Below are 22,413 nucleotides of genomic sequence, written 5' to 3'. Positions count from 1 at the left end.
GGCGCGAGCCGACACGCGACCCGCGCACGAGATCCAGGTACGCGCCGAACCGGCACCGCCGGTCCGGGTATCGGTGTGTCGCGAAGCGCTGCTTCAGGATTCCGGCCGCCGGACCTCCAGCAGGCCCGAGGCCGCGAACCGTCCGATGAGGTCCGAGTCGGTGATGACCTCGAGGAACTTCTCGACCTGGACGGATTTGTCGCGTGCGTGCACGGTCACATCCCGGCGAATCGGGTGGGAGAGCCGAATCATGGACAGCATCCTGGCCGATCCGTGCAGCGCCATTTTCGGTACCAGTGCGACGCCGACGCCGTGCTCGACCAGGTTCAGCGCGGTGGGGACGTCGGGTGCGCGGACGGTGAATCGAGCGTGCACGCCTGCCCGGCCGGCCTCGCGCGCGACGATGTCGGTGAGATCGGAATTCGCGCCGCAACGGATCCACGGCGCCTGGACCAGCTGTTTCCACGAGCCGTCGAAGCTGCCGCGCTGGCCGGGATGGCAGACGACGACGAGTTCTTCCGCGCCCAAGCGGTGCGTCACCCGCGAGCTGGACTGTTCGAGCGGTCCGACGGCCAGATCGAGGGCGCCCTCGGCCAACGCCGCGCTGAGCTCGCGGAGGTCGTCGAACGCCCGGACCTCGACGTTGTCCATATGTTGCTGATGGCGCAGGCGGTAGATGAGCGGCGGCAGCAGTTTCTGGGCGATGGTCGGGGTGGCGCCGACGGTCATCATGCCCTCGCCGAAGGTGTGCCCCATGGCGATTGCTTGCCGGGCGGACTCGACCACAACGGCGGCCTGGGCGAAGAACTCCCGCCCGAACTTGGTGAGCCTCGACCGGCGTGACCGTGGATCGAACACCTTCTGGCCGAGGGTGGACTCGAGCGCGTCGATCTGCTGCGACATCGCCGACGGTGTTATCCCGAATCGCCTGGCCGCGGCCGACAGCGAGCCGAGTTGCACCGCGCTCACGAAGTAGTCGAACTGGCGCAGCGTGATCGTGTTGGAAGTCGGAAGGGGGCAGTCAGACATCGGCAACCTTTGTCCAGAGCCGTCGGCTCATTCGCAGCACATTCGGCCCGGTCACGGGAGAGCTCGAGGACCGCCCGCCGGCCTGGGGTTCGTCCTGATCACGGCGCACCGCGTCGCGGATCGAACGCAACGGAAACACTGTCGTACCTAAACAATGGGGGACTGTATCTCTCATTCCCTCGACGCGCAATAAGGGACGCCGCCCTGGCCTGCACGATCTCGGATACGCTGCTTCCGATGAGTGCGCGCAACGCTGGTTCGGCCACCCGGCTACCTCCTGGGCGGCACAAACTCGCGCGCGACACCGTCGTCACCTCGCAGATCCAACGACTGCATCGCGCCGCGTTCGAGCAGATCGCGGCCCACGGCTACCACGGCACCTCCGTCGCCGCGATCGTCGCCGCCGCGGGCGTCTCCCGGCGCACCTTCTACGAGTTCTTCGCCAACAAGCAGGATTGTTTCCGCGCGGCCTGCGACTACTTCATCGCCACCCTCGACACCGAAGTCCGCACGCGCGCGGCAGCGCTGGACACCCGCCACTGGCGCACGCTGGTCCACGACTCGCTCGAGCTGTATCTCACCGCGCTCGCCGACAACCCCGCCATCGCGCAGGCGCTGCACGTCGAAACCCTGGTCGCCGGCCGCGAACTCGCCGACCAACGAGCCCAGGTTCAAGCGATCCTCGCCGACCGCATGCGCCGAGCCCACCACCTGGCTCGCCAACAGCAACCCACGCTCCTCGCCCGGCCGGACGAGACCTTCGACTTCATCATCGGCGGCATCGATGACCGCGTCCGTCACTGCCTGCAAACCCGCGGCCCCGCGCATTTGCCGGCCCTGCTGCCGCTGCTCGAAACCGCCACGGTCGACCTGTTCGGTGCCACCGATCACCGGTGAGCCTCGCCGCCGCCTGAGCGGAACCGTCTGGACCCGAGATCATTTCAGGCAATTATCGGTGCGAGGGGTTTCGACGGTGGATCAGTAGGGTGGTCTCGGCAGTCGCGTCGCATCCGGGTCGCGGAGAAGGTAATTGCCGCTGCCGACGACGTCGTGGTGCTGGTGGTCGGCCGGGCACAGGCCGGCGGCGCCGGGGGAGGCGCCGTTGTAGTACAAGCCGAAACATTTACGGCACCAGCGCCAATTGGTGGTCCCGCCCGGCCCGTCCCGATTGGTGATGTCTTCCAGTCGATAGTTGCCGGATCCCGTGGAGTTATGACCGGGAATGCGATAAGGCGAAGGGCATACTCCGAATCCGCCGTTTCCTTGAAACCACAGGCCCTGGCAGTTCCGGCACCAGAACCAATCGGATTGGCCCTGACCGCCATCCGGGGTTTCCTTCAAGATGAAGTCGCCGGTTCCGTCGTCGTGGTGGCCACCGTCGAAGATGTCGCCGGCCGGGCAACCGCCGCGGGTGCCGTTACCCGAGAACCAGAGCCCGCTACACCGTGCGCATCGTCGCCACAGGCGCTGGGTGGCCGAGGCGGGGGCGGCCTTCTCGATCATCAAAGGCGCTGCGGTAGAGGCTATTCCGAGTCCCGCCGCGAGACGCAACAGGGTACGTCGCGGTGTGCTGGATGCGTCACTTGTCGTCATGGGATCCACGTTCCTCCCCGGACAGCGGATTCTTCGGAGTCATTCCTCCGAATCATGATGCTAACGCCAAAATGCTTGAACCACAGTGGTTTCGGCGCAGTTCGACCGGTCAGGGGTATTGACGATGCCGGAGTCCGCGCGTGCGGCCCGAATTTCGCTATTGCAGGGTGACGGGAATATCGGTGAGCCTGACCTCGGTGCTGCCGTCGGCGCTGTACAGATCCCAGGTGACGTCGACGGTGGCGGGGCCGAACTGGTAGGGGAAGGTCACCGGCGCCGCGACGTCGCTGGTGAAGGGGTGTGCGGCGCCGTCACAGGTCACCAACCCGCGTCCGCCGGGCGCGTCGCCCTGGATCTCGCCCTGTCGCAGGAAGGCGAACCTGGCGGTATTGGCCCGGCCGACGGCGGTGCAGGTGTAGGTGCCGGTGATTTGCGCACTGCCGTCGTCCTTGAGGTGCTGTTTGCTGTCGATTGTGAGTTTGAGCGTGGGGTCGGCCATGGCGGTGCCGGCCAGAATCGTGGTGCCGGCGCACGCCGCCACCGTGGCGACGGCCAGTTTCAAGATCCAATTCTTGGGCGTGGTTGCCCGCCGTCCGGCGGTCCCCGGATACTCGGCCATGACACGGCATCCTTCTATGTCGGAAAAGAATTCAGACCACTCATAGGGTCGCCACAGGACGCCGGGCCGCATCCCCGGCCTACTTCCCGGGCGTTTCGCAACCGTAGCAATATGACTGGGCGAAGTGTTCCCCAGTCATGTTCTGCACCAGGCAATTACCTGTCTCGGGTGATTGATTGCGCTCTCCACCATCACACCTCGGTCCGTCCTCGATCGAATCCCCAGACAGCTCGGCACGTGGGAAGTGCCGACTCATGCGTCAGGTCTCACGTCGGTGGCTTGGCTCGCCCGTCTGCCGCCGAGGAGGTCGCCGATCGCGAGTAGCACCGCGAGCACCGTCGCGATCAGCAGCACGGTCAGCGATTTGATCCAGCCCCAAGGTTCGTGCAGGGCGGCGAATGGTGGAGGTGTCTGATTCGTCATGGTTCGGACGGTAAGGATCGCCGTTCAACACCGAATCGCCCGCGATGAACGGGCGATCAACGCACCTGGTGGGAGGGACGAAGTAGTTCACCCGGCACCTGGTGGGAGGCGGCGGATCCGCGAAAATCGGTGATGCGCATTACCGCAGCACTTTGACCACGAGTTCCACGTTGCGATCCGGCGGCGCGCCGGCCAGGTCTGCCGACCGATGAATGTCGTTGTAGGAAAGTTCTCGGTAGAGCGACGCCAGCCCCAGCGGGGAGTGGTCGTCGTAATCCACGGAGTAGGGGCTCATCGCCTCGAAGAGTGTCGAGAACAGTGAGACTGTGCCGTCACGGTTGTCGGTGATCTCGATAATCCGTCCCAGCTGCGGAAAGTCGATATGCGACGCGGTGTTGATCTCCCAGAATCCCTGCTCGGGCGTAGGCCCCGGCCATGGCGTGATCTTGTTCATATGAGTGTGGCCGTTGACCCAGCCGAGAACGTTAGGGAAACGGCGTAGCAACTCGATGAGTTGGGCTCCGCTGTACCGGAGCTCCTGCGGACGTTCCGGATCCGGGGCCAAATTGTCCATGGTGGCGCTGGTGTGGTGACTGAAGATGAGGAAGTAGGTGTCGGTTTTGGGCTCGGTCGTCAAATATCCGGCGGAGTCGTAGAACTTGCTGCTCCCCGCGCGCAGCAACCCCTCGACCCAGCGGAACTGCGCTTCGCCGAGGGAACCGTCGACCAGGCCGGCTCGATTGGCGGTGTCCAAGCTGATGCCGACGACTTGCGGTGCGATCTCGAAGGAGTAGTAACCGATGCCGGTCTCACCTGCGTCTGGAGCAAAGCCGTGTCCGAGGGGTCCCGGCCCGGTATGGGCTGGATCGAGATGCGCGGCAATGTATTCCCTTGGTGAGAGGGGTCGGCGAGCAGGGTCGGCCGTGACCAGCCGGGGCGGAACCGTGGCGGCGGACAGCGCTGCCACGATCGCTGCCGGATCGGTATCGATGGCCGCACTGACCGCCCGAGCTGTCGGGGAGGCCGGTGAGACGTACTTGAGGTTGCCGGTGTACATCGCTTGTAGCGGAGGAATGCCGAACGGCGCGACGCCGCTGACGGAGTTGTCGTGATTACCGAAGACGCTGTACCAGGGCGTTGTGAGACCGGGGCTGTCCACCGGCTTGATCGCGGCCTCCAGTAGGCCCGGGACGGTGGGGAAGCCGGCCTGCTTGTACAGATCGAATATCGGGTCGTCGGGATTCCAATACTGGTTGCTACTAAATTTCTGGACGCCCTCGTACACGTTCGGCAGGCCGGTATCGGGTGCGATTCTGCCGCCGTTCAATGCGGTCAGAAACCACTCCAGCTCTGCGATCTCCATATTGTCGCAGTTGTCTCCGGTGGATATCACGGCGTCGAAGGCGCGCCCCCCATGCGGCCCCGCACGAAGCGCGTTGATCCGATGTACCAGTGCGATGAGGCCCTGCACTGTCAGCGTCTCTTGCGGACGAAACGCCGATCCATTGATGGGGTGCAGATACTCGAATCGTGCGGGGCTTTGCGCATCGATGATGTGGACATCGGTCAACTGCACCACCGAGGCGAGCGGCACCCGGCGGTCTTCTCGACTCGGCAGTGGTTCGGCGAGATCGCTCCGGATGATTGTCGGCCAACCCGGTCCGGGGCCGAGTCGTTGGTATCCGTGGTCACCGAGTGGTGTGGCGACAGCGTCGAGCGTCGTTCCCGAACCGTCGGAGACGAGTGGTCGTGCCGTTGCCATCGGGGACAAGCGGCCGCCGGTGGCCAGGATGCTGGCGAAACCCGCGATTCTGAGGAGATCCCGCCGGTTGACATTGTGCACTTGCCGCTCCTCGTCGAGACAAAAATCAGAATGTGCCGAAAAGAGCGACAAATATAGATGCGAGCACTGTCCCGATAATTGCGAATGCGATCAGTAACCCTACTACTACCGACTTCATGTCACCTTCTGCTTGCTGGAAACGCTTGCGGTTGTGCAATGGAATGGGGTTGGTGCGAAACCTGCTGTTATGTCACGATCAGGTAGGCGGCCGGATGGTCGCGTAAGCGGGAGATGAGCTGCCGGGCACGAGTCGGCCGCGCATGGTGGGCCAGCGGCACCGGGACGTGTCTCGGCGGTGGTTGTGCGGGCGGGTGAGCTCTGCGGGCGGATGGGCCCAGGTAGAGCTGTTCGCAAGGGAGCCGCGGCAGGCCGCCGGTATCGGCTGTTGATACCTGTATCGAGTCATAGCTGTTGGAGGCCCTGGACTCCCGGAGAAAGCCGCAGGCCGCCGACACGCAGGCGGCAAAGTCCATGCGCACTCCGCGCAAGTAGACCAGGACGCGCAAGTCCGCTTCCCCGGGATTCGGCGATTGAGCGGAAGGCATGGGGGTCGCGAGCGGTGGCCTTTCGGGCTTATCCATGTGTTCCTCCCTGTCCGTCGATGTGGGTCCGGTCGGCTATGGCACCTGCGACAAGCTCATCGCCGAACGGGAACCTATCACAGTATGGTTCAATATTGGGACGCACTGTGTCACATCTATCGGGAGCCGATGGAGATTTATGCCAGCTCACGTAGTGAGGGTTGCGTACGGGCCGGTTGAGATGCTTGACAGAGTGTTGCAATATGTGAACACTCTAGCTCGATAGCGGCACGCTTGCGGGTGACCTTCTGGTGGAACCGGCCTCCTGTTCACGAAGTCGTCCGGCAGTCGTGTCCAAGGCCGTCGAATGTTCCCTTGTGGTGCGCAACAGCAGGTTAAGAGAAAGCGTGTAGATGCAGAAACGTCTTACCAGCAGCCGTGATGAGCTGATTTCCAGCGGCGTGCAGCTTGCGCTCGAGCTTCGGACGAGGAGCATCGCGGTCGACGACCTACTGGAACGCTGCAATCTTCCACGTGACGTCTTCTACTTCCATTTCAACGGGATCGATGAGCTCTTCGACTTCGCGGTGGTCTCCAGCGGAGACGAGGTGGCAGAGCTCATCGAGGGCCGAGAGGGCTTTGGCGGGCCCGCTGCCATTGTGCTCATAGATATCTGGCTTGCTGTGCTTTTCGGCACGGCAGGTCAGCGACCGATCGTGATCGACGGTATCCGGGGTGTCCAGTGGTCGACGACGCGAAACGCGTACGGGCAGTTGGTCGTCGGTTCGCATCGCCTGCTGTTGCGGGCGATGCGCGAAGGTGACGTGTTCTGCGCCGGCGACGCCTACAGCGTCGCCCTGCGCCTCGCGCGAATGCTGTTGACGCCGCGAATTCATACCTCCGATCGCCCTGTTCCCGACGCGACGGCCTTGGCGCGAGCCATTGAATTGACCGCACGCGATATCGGGATACAGGTAGGTCGGCAATATCTCCGTCACTACCTTGTGCACCGATTGCAACTGCTCATGCGCAGGGAGCAATGGAGAACGATTCTGCTTGATGGAGATCCGCCGAAAACCGTCTAGCGGACACGCGGCACACCGTGGTGCCCGGCGGCGGTGCGGTCAGCTGAAGGATCTCCTCTGGAGAGTCATGGCCGACCTGGCATCACTTGCTGAAAGCGACTCCTGCACCGTTCGGCCGTGCGAGGCCGCGGTCGCAACCTGCGGGCTATGTGCATCACGCGAACCGGTCAAATCAAACGATGGCTTGCCTTTGGCGTGGGCCGATCATTCGAGTGCGGATCGTGGAGAGTGGTCCCTGGAAAATGCACCTGGTTTACCGACAGGCGGGGCGGCAAATGCGGACGCACATTCGCGGGTTCAGTTCATATTGCCCGGAAATGTTTGCGGTGCAAGGATTTAGGTGGTGTCACCGTTCGGGGTTCGGTCGTCGCCGGTCCGGTCGCTCTCTTGCTCAAGAGTCGTAGGGTTCATTCATGGTGTTCTGAAACTGGATCGCGGCGGCGATACCCACCGGGACTCCGAGCAGGGCTGCGCCGAGGAGGGAACCGACGCTGATGAGGGCCCCTGCGCCGGCGAGGCAGCCTGCGATGATCGTGAGCCCCCCGGCGTCGAGAATGGGCGCTCCGAAGATCGCACCGGCCACGCCACCGACACCGCAGCCGATGGATGCGCCGGCGATTCCACCGACCAGCGTCCCGATGCCGGTGGCCAGCCCGAACTCCGTGGCAGCGGCCCCTATCGCTGTGTTGAAGCGCTCGGTGTGGGGGTCGAGGCGAATATCGCCGAGGCGCATGTCGAAGGCGGCGTCACCGGTCGTGGAGTCGTCGGCTGCGTCTGGTGCCCGGAGCCTGTCGCTTTGTCCGACAAAGGTGGCCATGCCGGTCTGCATGGCAATACGCGGATTCGGGCTATCGCCGGCGTGCGTACCGAGCATGATTTCGAGGCCGGATGGTAGCGCGTCCGTCTGCACCGGCGCGGCCGCGGCCGCGCCGGTGGATCCGATCCCGATGGCGCCCACGGCGGTGACCGCGACCGTGGCAGCGCAAGCGAGTGGGCGCATGGATGACTCCTTCGAATGGAAGATGTACTGCCCAATGGGATAGCGCGTGATTGTCCGTCGGAGACGGCGATGTCGCCTTGTGGTATGCGGCGTGACGCTCAGGGGAGGTTCGCCGACCCTGTAGCGGGCAGGCCGTCCAGGGGGATCGAGTTCGCGGATCCCGTTGTGCCGGGGCGCTCACCGCTCGGATCGACAGGGTTTTTGTCGGCCACCACGACGGTGATGGTTTTGGAATCTATTCCGCCGATTCGCTGCCACGCTGTGAGCTCATGAGTGCCGGGCGTTTTCGGGGTCCAGGTAACGCTTGCCTCGAATCCCCAGGGGCGCACGGGACTACCGTTGATCTGGTCGCCGTTGTCGGTGAACGAAACCAAAGAGATCAGGTCGCGGGAAATAATCGCAGTCACTTTGTAGGAGTAACCAACGGTCAGTCGTTCGCTGGAAACCTTGATGCCACTTACCCAAGCATTGGCCGGGGGAGCGGCAATTGCCGCTGCCGTCGCCAATGTGAAAACGAACGCGACGCCTACCCCGTAAGCGCGACTGCTGTGCTTTTGCAACATCTCGTTGACACTCCTTATGGGTCAGACTATCTGAACGCTATTGGAGGTCCGCAGGCGATAGATGCCTGCGGCAGAGCTTGCATTATCGGCAGGTGACCGATGTCGAACGGTAATAGTCTTACGCGCCCCGGATTACACGGCGCACATTGATTGCATAACACCTTTGAGGATCGGCGCACCATATACAGATGGCGCAAAGTCGAGGGTTTGGACGGTCGTCAGGGGCATCAGAACGGCCTCGCCCAGTTCGAAATACCAATCAGCGGCCGTGGTAGTCGCCCGCATCAGCAAGGATGCGGTTTCCAGGGGCAGGGTTATCAGGTCGAGGATATTCTCGACCTTGATCTCGGAGAGGGCGACGGTGTCGAGTGCCTTGCCCTCGTGGATATCGAAGCCGAGGTTGGCCAGGAAGGTGATAGGGGCGTAGTCGAAGGCGTCGACCATGGGGCCGAGTTCTTCGGTGCGGCGTAAGAGCGCGACCTTGGCGATCCGATGCTCATCGAGGAACTGTTGCAGTGTGCCGGCGGCGGCCGAGAGAGCTGAACGGTCCAGCGGTAGATCGGCGCTGTCCAGGACAGCCCGGGTCCGTTCGACCACGGCGCGGGTGGTCAGCTCGGCGACCGGAGTGCACACGCCGTCAGCGGGCATAACGCTGTCGGCCAGGGTGATCAGTGGCGCGGGCAGGTCGAGGTGTTCGGTGCCTCGGGTGACCGATCGCAGCTCTGGATACACCGTCGGTACGGCGCAACTGGCGGCGAGGTGGTTCTGTACCTGTCGGGCCAGCGCTTTGACGCCGAAGAACGTCGCACTTACTGCCGCCCGCAGCAAGAACCCGCCGGTGGGTACGAGGCCGGCCATCAACTGGGTGGGGATCTTTACGATCCGGGCAGCCAGGATGAACACCTCGATCGCTTCGTTCACCGTCAGCTGGGAGACTGACATTGTGGTGTCGATCCGTCCTGTGCGCACCGCGTCCAAGCCGTTCACCACATAGGTGACGACAGGGTCGTCCAGAAATGCGGTGCGTTCATTGACGTTTCGGGGGTCGACTGGCAATCCGTCTCTATGTACCCGCACCGTGGCGAGCGCGGCACGGACCTCGCCCACCCTCCCGTCGAACGCCGCTAGCTGATTGGTGGGAACCAGCATTCGCAGCATTGTCGACGTCGCCGCGACCACGTCATCGAACGTTGGGGCATTGAGGTCGCAGCGGCCTTCCTCCTTCCGGATCGGCACTGTCGCCAAAGTGCTGTCCGCTGCAGCCCGAGCTGCGGGTATTACCAGCGGGGTGCCGAGCACGCTGAAAGCAACTATCAGCACAGTGAATAGGCGGAACGTGCGCATCGTTTTCTTTCCGTCTGAAATCAGGCCGCTGATTCACAAAGGAGTTGGTCCTGTGCAGGATCGACCGACCACCTCGAGGGGTATCGAGGCCGCACCGTATCGGCACCGATAGAGCTCACTTTGTTTCTTGGCGATCAAATGGAAGTCCGCATCGATGCGGCCTGTCACTATGGACCCGGTCGACGCTCGGCAGTCGCCTTTGCCCACTATTTCCATGTCCGGGACGGAAGCGGAACCGAGAGACCCGAACGGATTCGAACTGGCCGCAGGCCCGCCTGCGCTGCCGCTGGATGTAGCAGACTGCTCTGTCACGGTGTCGCATATATACACATAGGCGGTCGCGTCGTCGGCGACCGCATCGGCCGCCGGAACCGCTACTATCGCCGCGATCGGAAGTATTGCCGCGAAGGTCAGTACTTTGCCCACTGAATGCTCCAATTTCTGCCGGGAGAGCTTACTGGAATCGAACTCGATGCCGAATCGGTGATTGCCGAGCCCGGAAACTAGGCGGCAGTGACGCCGTCGGCGCAGCCGGACACGAAGCCCCGCCAAGCGCCTGCGAGACCGGCCAGTGCCGCGCTCGTCACGATCCCGATGGGGCCGCCGGCCAGAACAGCGGTAATGCCGCCGGAGATCGCGGCGATCAATGCTGTCTCCAGCGCTGTGGCGGTTCCTTCGGTCAGGCATTTCATGACTGTCGTGCCCGCCTCGGACACGAAATTGCCGACAACCTTGGCGCCTGCGCGTATGCCGCCTTCGACAGTCACCCGCATTCGTTGACCTCCTTCGGTGATCGCGAATTTGACCCGGCGTGCCATGTCGTCAACTGTCACTACCGGGACCAGCTGCTCGACGAGCTGTCCGGCCGCGTCGACGAGGTCGACCACTCCGGTGGCGGCCTGCTCGACGAAGCGGCCGGCGCTCACCGCCAGTTCCGCGCCCGCGTTCTCGATATTCGTGGCCAGTACTACCGGAGCGCCGTGGGTCGGCGCCGCGGTCGCGGTAGCCGAAACCAGACCGCTTGTGCCCATGACGCACATGCCGACCAGGGTGGCGACCAACGCTTGCATTCGCAGCCTCGCGCAAACGCCGAATCGTGATTGACGCACCAAGATTCCGTTCCTTTCCGTGCGCCGCGGATGCCGCGGCGAATCAGGGGTCGGTACCTGCAAAGAAGTCAGCCGTCCGGCACGAGACGTGGAAGGCTTTGATACGCGGTCGAGAAACGCCGCAGGAGCGTGAACGAAACCTCACTTGTCCCGAATGTGAAACAAAAATGCTCACCTTGTTTCTTATGTGCAACACTATAGGGGGCGGGGCTCGGCGAAGCGCAAGGCTTGTGATCTATGTCATAGCCGGTGCCGCCGTTCATCGCCGAATTGCTCGCGATGAACGGGCGATCAGCGCACCCTGGCGGCGCTAGGCAAGCGCCGGCTGGGGTTCCGGGACAACCTGTTTCAGGTTCTCGACCACGATGTTCCGCAGGTGGGCGACTCGCTCGGGTCGATGGTGCTGTTCGGAGTAGGCGAATTCGAGGTTCAGCCGTCCTTGGAATGTGTAGGCGAAGTAGCTCAGTTCCGGCACCGGACCGGAGGTGGCGAATCCATGAAAATCGGTGATGCGCATGCCTTTCGGGGATTCCAGGACGGGCACCACACCCCAGTTGGTGACGGTGTTCACGGCGACCGCCCTGGCATCGCTCTGCATGACATGGGCGGCCGCGTACATGGTCGCGAGTGCGGTACCGCTGTCGATGCCGTGCACGATCTGCGCCTTGATCTCCTTGCCGAGCAGGTGCAAATCGGAGTCGGCCGTGCAGACGGTCACGGTGGGCGCGAAGCCGAGGGCGTTGGTCGCGTCGGCGGGCCGTGCGGCTGGTTGCAGATGCGGCCGCAGGTCCACGGCATGACCGATGAGCATCGGTAGCTCGGTTTCGGCCGCGGTGGCCGGTGTTTCGGTGATCGTCGCGCGCTCGGCCCGGACGATCGCGGCGCCGAGCAGCGCGTGCACGGTCGTGCCGAGTGTGCGCGCGTGCTGTATCAGCCGACCGGTTTCGTTCTCGGACAACGTGATCCGCTCGCCGGGGGCGAGGCGGCGACCAGGTGCGCCGGGTGTCTGCGGGCCGGTGAAGCTGTACACCTGCCCCGGATCGGGCAGGGACGGTGCGGGCGGCGTGACCCCGCGATCGGCGAGTAGATCCTCAAGGCTGCGCGGGTAGATCGGCGTCGGATCGAGCAGCGCCGCACCCGTGCTGAGTGCCGCGGCGGTACGCCAGAAGTCCGCGAGCAGCGCGAATCCCATATGAGCGTCGTTGATGGCGTGGCACACCCGGAGGCTGACCGCCGCGGTCTGCCCGGCCTGCACGATCTCCAGCTTCGCCAGCTCTCGTGCGGGATTCAGCGGTGTCGCCCCGTTGCGTAACCAGTCGGACAGGGTGCCGTGGCTGATCTCGGTCACCACGCTGCCCGCGCCGTCGTCCGGAATGTGGAGCAGGCATTCATCGTTCGCGAGTTCGATGGTTCCGGTGAGCATAGGGTATCGCCGGGCGGTCAGTTCGAAGGCGAGCTGTAGCAACGTGCTGTCGATCTCGCCCTCGCATACGGTCACGTAACAGACCGTGAACTGTTTCGGCACGAATCCTTCGTCGATCTTTCCGAGTCGGTACTGCACGTTCGCTCCTGGCGTAGGGCACACGAATGCTCATGCGCTGTAAAAGATTTGGATCCCGTAAAGGGAGCCGGGCGGACTACCCGGGGAAATCTTCGGCAGCGCGCTCGAGCGCTCGATGAGCCGAGCATGAACGCCCTGGTGGACCGGCTAGTTTCGCTGGTCTCCGGCGGTCGCCATCGCGATGGAATCCGCGACCGAGTCCGACGGCGGGGGCGTCAGGCCGATTCGCGTGTAGAACTCATCGAGCCGGCCGCGTACTGCGCGCGCCTCGCCTATCCGGCCCTGGCCCGTGAGTGCGGCCGCCTGGAACTGCAAGGCATGGCCGCGCCGGATCGGATCGGCGGCCTCGGCCAGTACCGTGGCCGCCTCGGCCGCGGCTGCCTCGGCCACATCGAACCGACGGTCGTGCAGGCCGACCTGTGCCAGCCGGAACAGCGCCCAGCCCAGGTGCAGCCGCCGTCCGTGGGTCCGGGCCGCGCGCACGCCTTCCGTGCACAGCGACAGCGCCCGTTCCGGGTCCCGGTCACGGATCAGCGCCACCCGCCCGAGCTGACCCAACGCCAGTGAATCGAAGGCCGCGCCGCCGAGCTCCGCGGCCAAACGCAGTGCGCGCTCGGCGGTTTCGACGACGCGATCCCATTGCGCGGCATCGCCGTACCGATCGGCGAGGGTGGCGCACGCCCAACCCTCCCACGACGGGTCGCCCAGTTCGCGGAACAACTCGACCGCCGCGGCCATGTGCATGATCGCGTCTTCGTCCCGGCCGGTACCCCACGCGGCAGCGCCGAGCAGATGTTCGGCGAAGCCGAGCAGCAAGCGATTCCCGTTCGGGTGGAGCAGATCCCAGGCCCGCTCGAGCATGATGGCGGCTTCGGCGCCCCGGCCCAGGTCCAGCGCGAGTACCAGGCCGAGTGCCAGACGCGCCCGGATCTCGGTGTCCGGGACGCCGCGTTGCTCGGCGACGGCGAGGAGTTGCCGCAGTGCCTGCGCCAATTCGCCGGACTGGGCCGAGGTGTCGATGGTCTCGCTGATCAGCATCGCCACGTCCACGCTGGCCGGCACCAGGTCCGGGTGGCCGGCGGCGATCTGGCGGTGCAGGGCGATCAGGCCCGCACGCTCGGCGTCGAGCCAGGCTTGCGCTCGCGCCGCCGTGCGGATCGGTTCGCCGCCGTGCTCGGTGGCCGGGACATAGTCGAGGCTGTGCCCCGGATAGCGTTGGCGGACAATTGTTTTCGCGGTCGCCAGGTAGTAGTCGAGCAGTCGTGCGAGTACTTCTTCCGGATCGGTTCGCGATTCCATCGTGCGTGCGAACAGCCGCAGCAGATCGTGGTAGCTGTAGCGGTCGGCTGTGATCGATTGCAGCAGACCGAGATCGACCAGGGACTCGCACACATCCATCGCGGCGGCGGGGGTGACCCCGAGGATCGCGGCCGCCGCCGCGAGCGACAGGTCCGGCAGCGCGGGGACGGCCAATCGCACGAACGCCCGCGCGGTCGCCGAATCCAGCTGCCGATAGCCGAAGGCGAAGCTGGCATCCACGGCCAGATCACCACACCGCAACTCCGGTAGCCGACGCTGCTCGTCGGCCAGGCGCCCCGCGACCGTGGCGATACTCCATTGCGGGCGCGCGGCCAGCCGGGCGCCGATCACCCGGATCGCCAACGGCAGTCTGCCGCACGCGGTGACGACCGCCTGAGCGGCTTCGGGTTCGGTCGCTATTCGTTGCTCACCGATGATGCGCCCCAACAGGTTTCGTGCTTCGCCGTCGGACAGCACATCCAGCCGCCGGATCGTCGCGTCGGCCAGCGGCAGCACCGCGCGGCTGGTGATCAGCACCGCGCAGCCGCCGCCACCCGGCAGCAGCGGTATGACCTGATCCAGTCCGCCGGCGTTGTCGAGCACCAGCAAAATCCGCCGATCGGCCAGCAGGCTGCGCAGCAGCCCGGCCCGCTCGGGACCCGCGGACGGCAGGTCACCGTCGAGCACTCCCAGTGTGCGCAGGAACGTGCCGAGCACTGCCACCGGATCCGCGGGGCGCTCGTCCATTCCGTGCAGGTCCGCGTAGAGCTGTCCGTCCGGGAAGCGGTCCTGGACCGCGTGTGCGACATGCGTTGCCAGGGTGGTCTTTCCGACCCCTCCCATGCCGATGACGATCGCGATGGGCGCGGAGCTCCCGGTGGGGACGAGCGTCTCGCACAGCTCGCGCACGACTGCCTCGCGGCCGGTGAAGTCGGCGACGTTTCTGGGGAGCTGGGCCGGCCGCACGCTCGTGCCGACCTCGAGGGGCGTCTCGTTTGCTGGAGAACGGGATTCGGCTCTGCTCAGCCCCGGGTCGTCATCGAGGATCCGTTGATGCAGCTCGGCCAGTTCCGGACCGGGTTCGATACCGAGCTCGTCGATGAGCAAGCGGCGGGTGCCGGCGTAGACCGCCAGCGCCTCGCTGCGCCGCCCGCAGTGATACAGCGCGGCCATCCACAGCCCTCGAAGGCGTTCGCGCAGCGGGAATTCGGCACTGAGCGCGGCCAATTCGCCGATCACCTGGTCGTGTCGCCCCAGCCGCAGATCCACGTCCAGCCGAGCCTCCAGCAGGGACGTGCGCAGCTCGGACAACCGCTGTCGCTGACCGGCGGCCGCCGGGCCGGGCACGCCGGCGAGAGCCTCGCCGTGCCACAACCCGAGCGCGCGACCGAGAAGTTCCCGCGCCTGAATGAAATTTCCTGCGGCCCTTGCATTGTCGGCAGAGCGGGCCAGCTCCTCGGCCTGCCGGACGTCGACCGCGGTGGGTGCCACGCGCAGTTCGTATCCATCGCCCACCGACACGAGAATCGAAGACGGCGTGCGTGGAGCACGGTCGGGCTCGATGAGCCGGCGCAGCAAACGCACGTGCGAACGCAGCGAGGCAACGGCATCGCCGGGAAGTTCGTCACCCCACACCGCGTCTACCAGTTGCGCCGCGGACAGCGGTCCACCGGCAGCGAACAGCAACGCCGCCAGCACCGCCTGGGTGCGTGGGCGTGCCAAAGGCATCGTGAGTTCGCCGTGGCGGACCGTGACCCGGCCCAGCATGGTGAAACTCAGCGCCGCGGGGTCCATCGGCCTCTCTTTCTCGCAAAGCTCGAACAATCCTACAAACCGTGTGGTATGTCCGGTTCCCGGCGGCATTGGGTACGCATTTGTTGCGGCTCAGGCGTCGATCGGTCACGTGCGGTAGAGCTCGGTCAGAAGCTCGAGCACGGCGCGGGTCGCCGGGTGCGGGTCGTCGCGCCACCAGGCCAGTCGTACGGCGACCGGTTCGGCGTCGCGTACCGGCAGGTAGACGATGCCGGGGCGCGGGTACTGGTCGACGACGGACTGCGCGGTGACCCCCACGCAGCGGCCGGTGGCGATGACCGTGAGCCAGTCGTCGATGTCGCGGCTCTCCTGGATCGCAGGGCGCGCGTTCGCGGGCCACAGATCCGCGCCGGTCGTTCCGGTGCGGTGGTCGACGAGCAGGACGCGGCTGCTGAGGTCGTCCAGATGCACCGAGCGGCGCCGCGCCAGCGGGTCGTCGGCGGCCAGCGCGCACCAGCGTGGTTCCAGGCCCACGATGGCGCCTTCGAAACGGCGATCCGTCAGTGGCCTGCGGATGATCGCGAGGTCCGCGGTGCCTTCGGCCAGGCCGGCGCTCGGGGAGTTGATGCGGAGCAGGTGCATTTGCGTTGTCGGGTGCGCGTCCCGCCACCGGTGCTGAAAGTCGAGTGTGCGTCGGCCGAGTGCCGACCATGCGTGGCCGATGCGGAGTTCGATGTGGCCCGATGTGGCTTCCTGCACCAGGTTGTCGACCTCGGTCAGCACGCGCCGGGCGTGTGCGACGACGCGTAGTCCGATCGCGGTCGGCGTGGTTTCGCGGGACGTACGCCGCAGCAGCCGTACGCCGAGGCGCTGCTCGAGCGCCGCGAGGGTACGGGAGACCGCAGCCTGGGAAACACCCAGAGCGATCGCCGCGTCGGTGAACGTGCCCTCGTCCACGATCGCGACGAGGCAGCGCAACTGACGCAGCTCGATATCCATAACCAAATCGTATAGTCGGTGTGCGCCATGCATTTTGCGCAAGGCCCGGTGCGGCACAGGATCGATGCGTGCAAACGGATCCCGCCACTCGTCCTGCGGACGGCACCTCCCGGCCCACGCATGGCGGCGTGCCCATGGCCGGGGTCGGCACGATGCTCGCCAGCGGCCTGTCGACCCAGCTCGGCGCCGCGATCGGATCGCTGGCCTTCCCGGTGCTCGGCCCAGTCGGTGTGGTCGCGGTCCGTCAGTGCGTTGCGGCGGTGGTGCTGCTCGCCGTCGGCCGGCCCCGTGTCCGGTCCTTCACGCGGGGTCAGTGGGGGCCGGTGCTGGTGCTCGCGGCCGTCCTCGGGGTGGTGAATCTGTCGCTGTATACCGCGATCGACCGGATCGGTCTCGGGCTGGCGGTGACCCTGGAGTTCCTCGGTCCGCTCGCGATCGCGCTGGCCGGCTCGCGCAGACGCGTGGACCTGGGCTGTGCGGTACTTGCCGCGGCGGGAGTGGTCGTACTGATGCGTCCTCGCCCTACGGCCGACTACCTCGGGATGGGGCTCGCGCTGCTCGCCGCCGCGTGCTGGGCCGCGTACATCCTGCTCAACCGTTCCATCGGGCAGCGCTTCCCCGGCGCCGAGGGCACGACCGCCGCGGCGGGGCTGTCCGCCTTGGTTTACCTGCCCATCGGAGCCTTCGTCGTGGTGCATCACTCGCCTTCCGCCGGGGCGGTCGGTGCGGCCGTCACGGCCGGAATCCTGTCCTCCGCAATGCCTTTCCTCGCGGACCTGTTCACGCTGCGCCGCGTCCCCGCCGCGGTGTTCGGATTGTTCATGAGCGTCAATCCCGTGTTCGCCGCAGTCATCGGCGTGCTCGTGCTGGGACAGAATCTCGATCTGCCGGCCTGGTCGAGCATCGCGGCCATCATCGCGGCGAACGCCATCAGCATCCTCACGAAGTCGAGAGGCGGTTGACGCCGCTCCACGTACGCGCAAGCGCTATAAGTTGTTTCAGGAAAGGACCCTCCCGTGCGCGGTATAACGCTGACCGATCACTTCTTCTCCGTTCCCCTCGACCACGATCAGCCGGAAGGCGAGCACATCGAGGTCTACGCGCGCGAGGTGGTGGCCACCGGACGCGAGCGACTTCCTTGGCTGCTGTTCCTGCAAGGCGGCCCCGGCATGCTGCCGCCGCGTCCGATCGGCCGGGAGTCCTGGCTGGACCGCGCACTCGACGACTACCGCGTCCTGCTGCTCGACCAGCGCGGCACGGGCCGCTCCACCCCGATCACCCGGCAAACGCTCCCGGCCCGGGGCGAGCCCGCCGCGCAGGCCGACTATCTCACCCATTTCCGCGCCGACGCCATCGTCCGCGACGCCGAACTGATCAGGCGCGAACTGGTCGGCGAACCGTGGTCGGTGCTCGGCCAGAGCTTCGGCGGCATGTGCACCGTCACGTACCTCTCGTTCGCGCCCGAGGGCCTGCGTGAAGCGATGATCACCGGCGGTCTTCCCGGTTTGCGCGTCACCGCCGACGAGGTCTATCGCGCCACCTATCCGCGCGTGCACCGCAAGAACACCGCCTACTACCGCCGGTACCCGCAAGACGCCGCCGCCGTCCGCCGCATCGCCGCGCACCTGATCGAGCGCCCGGCGCCCCTGCCGGACGGATCCTTGCTCACCGTCGAGGCGTTCCAGTCGCTCGGCCTGATGCTCGGCACGCGCGACGGCGCGGACGTGCTCCACTACCTGCTCGAAGACACCTGGGCCGGAGCGGAACTGTCCGACAGTTTCCTCGCCCGCACCGCGGCTTTCCTCAGCTACGCCCAACTGCCGCTGAACCCGCTCATGCACGAACTCACCTACGCCCAGCGCAAAACTGGCGCGACGAACTGGGCCGCCGAGCGGGTACGCGCCGAGTTTCCGCAGTTCGACGCGCGCGCCGCATTGGCCGGGGACGACCCGGTGCTGTTCACCGGCGAGATGACCTACAGATGCCATTTCGACCAGCCCTACCTCGCGCCCCTACACGAGGCCGCGGAAATATCGTTCGCCCGCAAGGACTGGCCCGACCTCTACGACCCTCAGCGCCTGGCCGACAACAACGTCGCCGTAGCCGCCGCCGTCTACCTCGACGACATGTACGTCGACGCCACCTACTCGCTGCAAACCGCTGACACCATCCGTGGCCTACGCCTGTGGGCCACCAACGAGCACGAGCACGACGGTCTTCGCGTCAGCAACGGACGCGTTCTCGACCATCTGCTGCGAATGCTGCACGGGGAGCTCTGAAGTGAGCGTCACCGAGGACAACCGCCCTCCCGGATCGAGACTCGAGGGCGAGGATGTCACCCGACTTCAACGACAACTCCGCAATCCGGCGGACTGTAAGAACAGCGGTGTAACTCCGAAACGAGGAGTGGCACATGAACTCTGATGTGGCGAGTGCCGAGTTGGTCGATACTGACGCGGTGGCCAGAGCCAGGAAAACGAAGACGACAGCGGTGGATGCCGATGTGGTGGGCCGGCTCGTGGCCCAGGCCCGCGCGAGCGGGCTGCAGCTGACCGGCGAGGACGGGTTGCTGGGGCAGCTGACCAAGCTGGTGGTCGAGTCCGCGCTCGACGGGGAGATCACCGATCATCTCGGCTACGACCACAGCGATCCGGCCGGACGGGGAACACCGAATTCGCGTAACGGAACCCGATCGAAAACGATCGTGACCGATGTCGGTCCGGTCCAGATCGACGTCCCGCGTGACCGTGACTCCAGCTTCGAACCGCAGATCGTGCGCAAGCGCCAGCGTCGGCTCAACGGGGTGGAGAACATGGTGCTGTCGCTCTCGGCCAAGGGGCTGGCCCATGGTGAGATCTGCGCGCATCTGCGCGAGGTCTATGGCGCCGAGGTGTCCAAGCAGACGATCTCGACGATCACCGACAAGGTCATGGACGGGATGGCCGAATGGCAGAACCGGCCTCTGGGCTGGGTTTATCCGGTGGTCTTCCTCGACGCCATCCACGTCAAGATCCGCGACGGCAAAGTCGCCAACCGGCCGATCTATGTCGCGTTGGCGTCACGGTCGAGGGCGGGCCGCGAGATCCTGGGGCTCTGGGCCGGTGACGGCGGGGAGGGCGCGAAGTTCTGGTTGGGAGATCCTGACCGAGCTGAAAAACCGTGGCATCGACGATGTCTGCATGCTCGTCTGCGACGGGCTCAAGGGACTGCCCGAGGCGATCCGGCAGACTTGGGCGGCCGCGGTGGTCCAGACCTGCATCGTTCACCTGCTGCGCGCGTCGTTCGCCTATGCCGGACGCCAGGACTGGGCCGCGATCGCCAAAGCCCTCAAACCGATCTACACCGCACCCACCGAAGCCGCGGCGCTGGAACGGCTTCACGAGTTCACGCAGGTGTGGGGCACGAAATATCCTGCGATCGTGCGGCTTTGGGAGAACTCGTGGGCCGAGTTCACCCCGTTCCTGGCCTTCGACACCGAGATCCGCCGCGTTATCTGCTCCACGAGCGCGATCGAGTCGGTCAACGCCCGCATCCGCCGCGCAGTCCGCGCCCGCGGCCACTTCCCCAACGAACAAGCCGCCCTGAAAATGCGTCTACCTCGCCCTCATGGCCCTCGACCCGACCGGCGAGGGCCAGAAACGCTGGATCACCCGCTGGAAAGCAGCGTTGAACGCCTTCGACATCACCTTCGACGGCCGACTCACCGCCGGACGGAAATCTCAATCAACCCGAGTTACACCGTTATCTGGTATCTGGACAGACCCATCATAGCTCGTGTATTACCTATGTAGACTACGGCAATGCGGATGACACGCAGTTTGATACAGGTCGCGGCTGAACTGTTGTCGCGACCTGACGACAATCATTGGGGTTACGAGTTGGTCAAACGCTCGGGTGAGCGCTCAGGTGTGGTCTACCCGATGCTGACGAGAATGTTGGTGGACGGGTGGTTGGCCGACGGGTGGGAGGACCCGGCAACGATCAAGGAGAAGCGCCCACCGCGCCGTTACTACACGCTAACGATGCTAGGAAGGGAGGAACTAGGTGCGGCACTTCGTGCAGCTCGCAACGACAGACGTTTTGCCGCAATGAATCTCGGTTGGGTGAGATGACAGAACTCATTGGTGCTATCGCGTCGTGGCCTACGCTGCTTCTTGCCATCGCGTTCTTCGGCTTTGCGCCGGGTTTCGTCCTGCGGATCATGGTCAAGGTGTATCCGTACGGCGATCCGCGGCGTCAGGAATTGATTGCTGAGCTCTACGCGATCCAGCGGATCGAACGACCACTATTCGTTGCCGAGCAGTTGGAAGTCGTGTTGGTCGACGCCATCCCGCAGCGGCTCGCTGCACGCCGGAGACGAGGGCGTGCCGAGGCAATGGTGGCTTTCGTATTCGCTTCGGTACTTCTTGAAGAGAAGTGGGAGGTCAGAGCCTTAACGGCAGCCCTCGATCAGAGTGAACCACAGGAAGAAGATGGTCCGTTGAGTGTCCGGATCGGTTTCGATGACAGCCTGTTCGACTTCACGGGGTGTCTCGTGGTGCTCAGGGACGTAATCGATGCGCTCGACAAGCTTACTGGTGTGAGATTGGAAGAGAGCGACATTCGGGCGTCGTCGACGCCAGCCACACTGGCAGCCAAGATCGTCGCTGCTGGCGGACAAGTCGACAAATACGCACGTACGCCGTGGAATCGAGCATGGAACAGGCGACGGGGGGCTCGGCGTCGCCGGGAAATCATCATGGAGATGCGGGACTGACGATCGAATTCGTGGCCGGTGCCACGGCTTGTCAGTCGTGCAGCATCTCGGAATCATCCACCGCCCGCCCGACAGCCGTGTCCCGCTACGCACCTACCGACCGACCGAGACCGGAATCGTCATCCCGGCCGAACCGATCATGCGACCCGAGCAACTCGCGCTCGACCTCACCGCCGAGGAACCAACGTTATGAGACAACACAACTAGGCCTCATGGCGCCCGAGTACCCCCTAACTCGCAACCTAGTAGGACGGCGTCGATGCGATCAGCTGCTCCACGTTTGCTCTACGGTGTGGGCGTGGAGCAGGCGGAGTAGGAAGACATAACTGCCGTCTACCTGGTACTTCATCTGTGGACCTAGCGGGACGTTATTCAAACCGTGCTGACCTGCGGGAACTTGAAGCTGCCCGTGCCAAGATCGAGGCAGTGGATGCACCGGCGGTGAGGCGCGGCCCCAAACGGCCATCGCGATCAAAGTCGAAACGTCAAGCCTTTCAGCGGCTCGAACGTCGGTTGTCGGAGTCCGTGGTTGAGGAGTTGGTCCAGGCATACGTCGGTGGCGCATCCACTATGGAGCTCGCCAAAAATTATCGCGTATCCAAGAGCGCGGTTCTCGGTTTGCTGACTAAGTGTGGCGTCACGCGGCGCTATCAGTCCTTGACCGAAGCCGACATCGACCGGGCCGAACGGCTCTACCTGGAAGGACACTCTCTGGTCGCCTGCAGCAGATTGACCGGATTTCCCTCCAGCAGCATCAACCGCGGACTCAACAAGCGCGGCACCCCGATGCGACCAGCAGGTCGACCTCATAGCACCACCTGAAGACGACGTGAACCTAGTTCCTTCCGCGGTCGATTAGATCGTGGAGGTGACGAGCAGTTGCCAGTGCAGCGAGTAGCCCGGCCGCGATGGCCGCG

The 22,413-nt window shown here is 65.0% G+C and carries 18 protein-coding genes and 1 pseudogene; 7 read left to right on the top strand and 12 right to left on the bottom strand.

What is annotated here, in order from left to right:
- Window positions 1–93: 93 nt before the first annotated feature.
- Window positions 94–1,029, bottom strand: coding sequence for a LysR family transcriptional regulator (locus ACFYO1_RS26555; protein ID WP_387236356.1), 936 nt, complete (start codon window positions 1,027–1,029; stop codon window positions 94–96).
- Window positions 1,030–1,266: 237 nt separating this feature from the next.
- Here ACFYO1_RS26555 and ACFYO1_RS26550 point away from each other — a divergent pair, with 237 nt between their 5' ends.
- Window positions 1,267–1,926, top strand: a complete 660-nt coding sequence (locus ACFYO1_RS26550) for a TetR/AcrR family transcriptional regulator (protein WP_387236353.1) — start codon at window positions 1,267–1,269, stop codon at window positions 1,924–1,926.
- 81 nt (window positions 1,927–2,007) lie between these two features.
- Here the strand turns inward: ACFYO1_RS26550 and ACFYO1_RS26545 are convergent, their stop codons facing one another.
- The 4 genes from ACFYO1_RS26545 to ACFYO1_RS26530 form a co-directional block, all read right to left on the bottom strand.
- Window positions 2,008–2,631: a hypothetical protein gene (locus ACFYO1_RS26545; RefSeq protein WP_387236350.1), complete on the bottom strand. Its 624-nt coding sequence runs from the start codon at window positions 2,629–2,631 to the stop codon at window positions 2,008–2,010.
- A gap of 148 nt (window positions 2,632–2,779) precedes the next feature.
- On the bottom strand, window positions 2,780–3,241 hold the full coding sequence (locus tag ACFYO1_RS26540) for a DUF6299 family protein (protein WP_387236347.1): 462 nt from the start codon (window positions 3,239–3,241) through the stop codon (window positions 2,780–2,782).
- Window positions 3,242–3,493: 252 nt separating this feature from the next.
- Window positions 3,494–3,664 (bottom strand): hypothetical protein, encoded by a 171-nt coding sequence (locus ACFYO1_RS26535; protein WP_387236344.1) that lies wholly within the window; start codon window positions 3,662–3,664, stop codon window positions 3,494–3,496.
- Window positions 3,665–3,803: 139 nt separating this feature from the next.
- Window positions 3,804–5,507, bottom strand: a complete 1,704-nt coding sequence (locus tag ACFYO1_RS26530; protein ID WP_387238579.1) for a TIGR03767 family metallophosphoesterase — start codon at window positions 5,505–5,507, stop codon at window positions 3,804–3,806.
- A gap of 934 nt (window positions 5,508–6,441) precedes the next feature.
- On the opposite strand from ACFYO1_RS26530, the gene ACFYO1_RS26525 reads away from it, so the two are divergent.
- Window positions 6,442–7,113: a hypothetical protein gene (locus tag ACFYO1_RS26525; RefSeq protein ID WP_387236342.1), complete on the top strand. Its 672-nt coding sequence runs from the start codon at window positions 6,442–6,444 to the stop codon at window positions 7,111–7,113.
- 391 nt (window positions 7,114–7,504) lie between these two features.
- Here ACFYO1_RS26525 and ACFYO1_RS26520 read toward each other — a convergent pair whose 3' ends face one another.
- The 7 genes from ACFYO1_RS26520 to ACFYO1_RS26490 form a co-directional block, all read right to left on the bottom strand.
- The gene (locus ACFYO1_RS26520; RefSeq protein WP_387236340.1) at window positions 7,505–8,113 is read right to left on the bottom strand and encodes a hypothetical protein; all 609 of its coding nucleotides are present in this window, start codon (window positions 8,111–8,113) and stop codon (window positions 7,505–7,507) included.
- 98 nt (window positions 8,114–8,211) lie between these two features.
- Complete coding sequence (locus ACFYO1_RS26515; protein ID WP_387236337.1) at window positions 8,212–8,676, bottom strand: hypothetical protein; 465 nt, start codon at window positions 8,674–8,676, stop codon at window positions 8,212–8,214.
- Between the two features lie 132 nt (window positions 8,677–8,808).
- On the bottom strand, window positions 8,809–10,020 hold the full coding sequence (locus ACFYO1_RS26510; protein WP_387236335.1) for a hypothetical protein: 1,212 nt from the start codon (window positions 10,018–10,020) through the stop codon (window positions 8,809–8,811).
- A gap of 503 nt (window positions 10,021–10,523) precedes the next feature.
- Window positions 10,524–11,090, bottom strand: a complete 567-nt coding sequence (locus tag ACFYO1_RS26505; RefSeq protein WP_387236333.1) for a hypothetical protein — start codon at window positions 11,088–11,090, stop codon at window positions 10,524–10,526.
- A gap of 349 nt (window positions 11,091–11,439) precedes the next feature.
- Window positions 11,440–12,690 carry a hypothetical protein gene (locus ACFYO1_RS26500; RefSeq protein WP_387236331.1) on the bottom strand — a complete coding sequence of 417 codons (1,251 nt, stop codon included), beginning with the start codon at window positions 12,688–12,690 and terminating at the stop codon, window positions 11,440–11,442.
- A 147-nt stretch (window positions 12,691–12,837) separates the two neighbouring features.
- On the bottom strand, window positions 12,838–15,783 hold the full coding sequence (locus ACFYO1_RS26495; protein ID WP_387236328.1) for a BTAD domain-containing putative transcriptional regulator: 2,946 nt from the start codon (window positions 15,781–15,783) through the stop codon (window positions 12,838–12,840).
- Between the two features lie 105 nt (window positions 15,784–15,888).
- Window positions 15,889–16,740 carry a LysR family transcriptional regulator gene (locus tag ACFYO1_RS26490; protein WP_387236325.1) on the bottom strand — a complete coding sequence of 284 codons (852 nt, stop codon included), beginning with the start codon at window positions 16,738–16,740 and terminating at the stop codon, window positions 15,889–15,891.
- A gap of 68 nt (window positions 16,741–16,808) precedes the next feature.
- On the opposite strand from ACFYO1_RS26490, the gene ACFYO1_RS26485 reads away from it, so the two are divergent.
- From ACFYO1_RS26485 to ACFYO1_RS26465, 5 genes and pseudogenes are all read left to right on the top strand, one after another.
- A complete protein-coding gene (locus ACFYO1_RS26485) occupies window positions 16,809–17,702 on the top strand; it encodes a DMT family transporter (protein ID WP_387236322.1) in 894 nt (297 codons plus the stop codon).
- 54 nt (window positions 17,703–17,756) lie between these two features.
- The gene (locus ACFYO1_RS26480; protein ID WP_387236319.1) at window positions 17,757–19,019 is read left to right on the top strand and encodes an alpha/beta fold hydrolase; all 1,263 of its coding nucleotides are present in this window, start codon (window positions 17,757–17,759) and stop codon (window positions 19,017–19,019) included.
- Window positions 19,020–19,153: 134 nt separating this feature from the next.
- Window positions 19,154–20,511 (top strand): annotated as a pseudogene (locus ACFYO1_RS26475) (IS256 family transposase).
- Between the two features lie 29 nt (window positions 20,512–20,540).
- Window positions 20,541–20,852, top strand: coding sequence for a PadR family transcriptional regulator (locus tag ACFYO1_RS26470; protein WP_387236316.1), 312 nt, complete (start codon window positions 20,541–20,543; stop codon window positions 20,850–20,852).
- Window positions 20,849–21,496, top strand: a complete 648-nt coding sequence (locus ACFYO1_RS26465; protein WP_387236313.1) for a hypothetical protein — start codon at window positions 20,849–20,851, stop codon at window positions 21,494–21,496. The genes ACFYO1_RS26470 and ACFYO1_RS26465 overlap by 4 nt, the downstream gene beginning before the upstream one ends.
- Window positions 21,497–22,413 lie beyond the last annotated feature (917 nt).

The organism is Nocardia sp. NPDC006044, assembly GCF_042871115.1.
Taxonomy (GTDB): domain Bacteria; phylum Actinomycetota; class Actinomycetes; order Mycobacteriales; family Mycobacteriaceae; genus Nocardia.
This window is presented reverse-complemented; position numbering and strand designations above follow the sequence as displayed.

Coding starts and splice junctions, on each gene's coding strand:
- ACFYO1_RS26555 (WP_387236356.1), bottom strand. CDS start 1,029: ATGTCTGACTGCCCCCTTCCGACTTCCAACACGATCACGCTGCGCCAG.
- ACFYO1_RS26550 (WP_387236353.1), top strand. CDS start 1,267: ATGAGTGCGCGCAACGCTGGTTCGGCCACCCGGCTACCTCCTGGGCGG.
- ACFYO1_RS26540 (WP_387236347.1), bottom strand. CDS start 3,241: ATGGCCGAGTATCCGGGGACCGCCGGACGGCGGGCAACCACGCCCAAG.
- ACFYO1_RS26535 (WP_387236344.1), bottom strand. CDS start 3,664: ATGACGAATCAGACACCTCCACCATTCGCCGCCCTGCACGAACCTTGG.
- ACFYO1_RS26525 (WP_387236342.1), top strand. CDS start 6,442: ATGCAGAAACGTCTTACCAGCAGCCGTGATGAGCTGATTTCCAGCGGC.
- ACFYO1_RS26520 (WP_387236340.1), bottom strand. CDS start 8,113: ATGCGCCCACTCGCTTGCGCTGCCACGGTCGCGGTCACCGCCGTGGGC.
- ACFYO1_RS26515 (WP_387236337.1), bottom strand. CDS start 8,676: ATGTTGCAAAAGCACAGCAGTCGCGCTTACGGGGTAGGCGTCGCGTTC.
- ACFYO1_RS26510 (WP_387236335.1), bottom strand. CDS start 10,020: ATGCGCACGTTCCGCCTATTCACTGTGCTGATAGTTGCTTTCAGCGTG.
- ACFYO1_RS26505 (WP_387236333.1), bottom strand. CDS start 11,090: ATGCAAGCGTTGGTCGCCACCCTGGTCGGCATGTGCGTCATGGGCACA.
- ACFYO1_RS26495 (WP_387236328.1), bottom strand. CDS start 15,783: ATGGACCCCGCGGCGCTGAGTTTCACCATGCTGGGCCGGGTCACGGTC.
- ACFYO1_RS26490 (WP_387236325.1), bottom strand. CDS start 16,740: ATGGATATCGAGCTGCGTCAGTTGCGCTGCCTCGTCGCGATCGTGGAC.
- ACFYO1_RS26470 (WP_387236316.1), top strand. CDS start 20,541: ATGCGGATGACACGCAGTTTGATACAGGTCGCGGCTGAACTGTTGTCG.
- ACFYO1_RS26465 (WP_387236313.1), top strand. CDS start 20,849: ATGACAGAACTCATTGGTGCTATCGCGTCGTGGCCTACGCTGCTTCTT.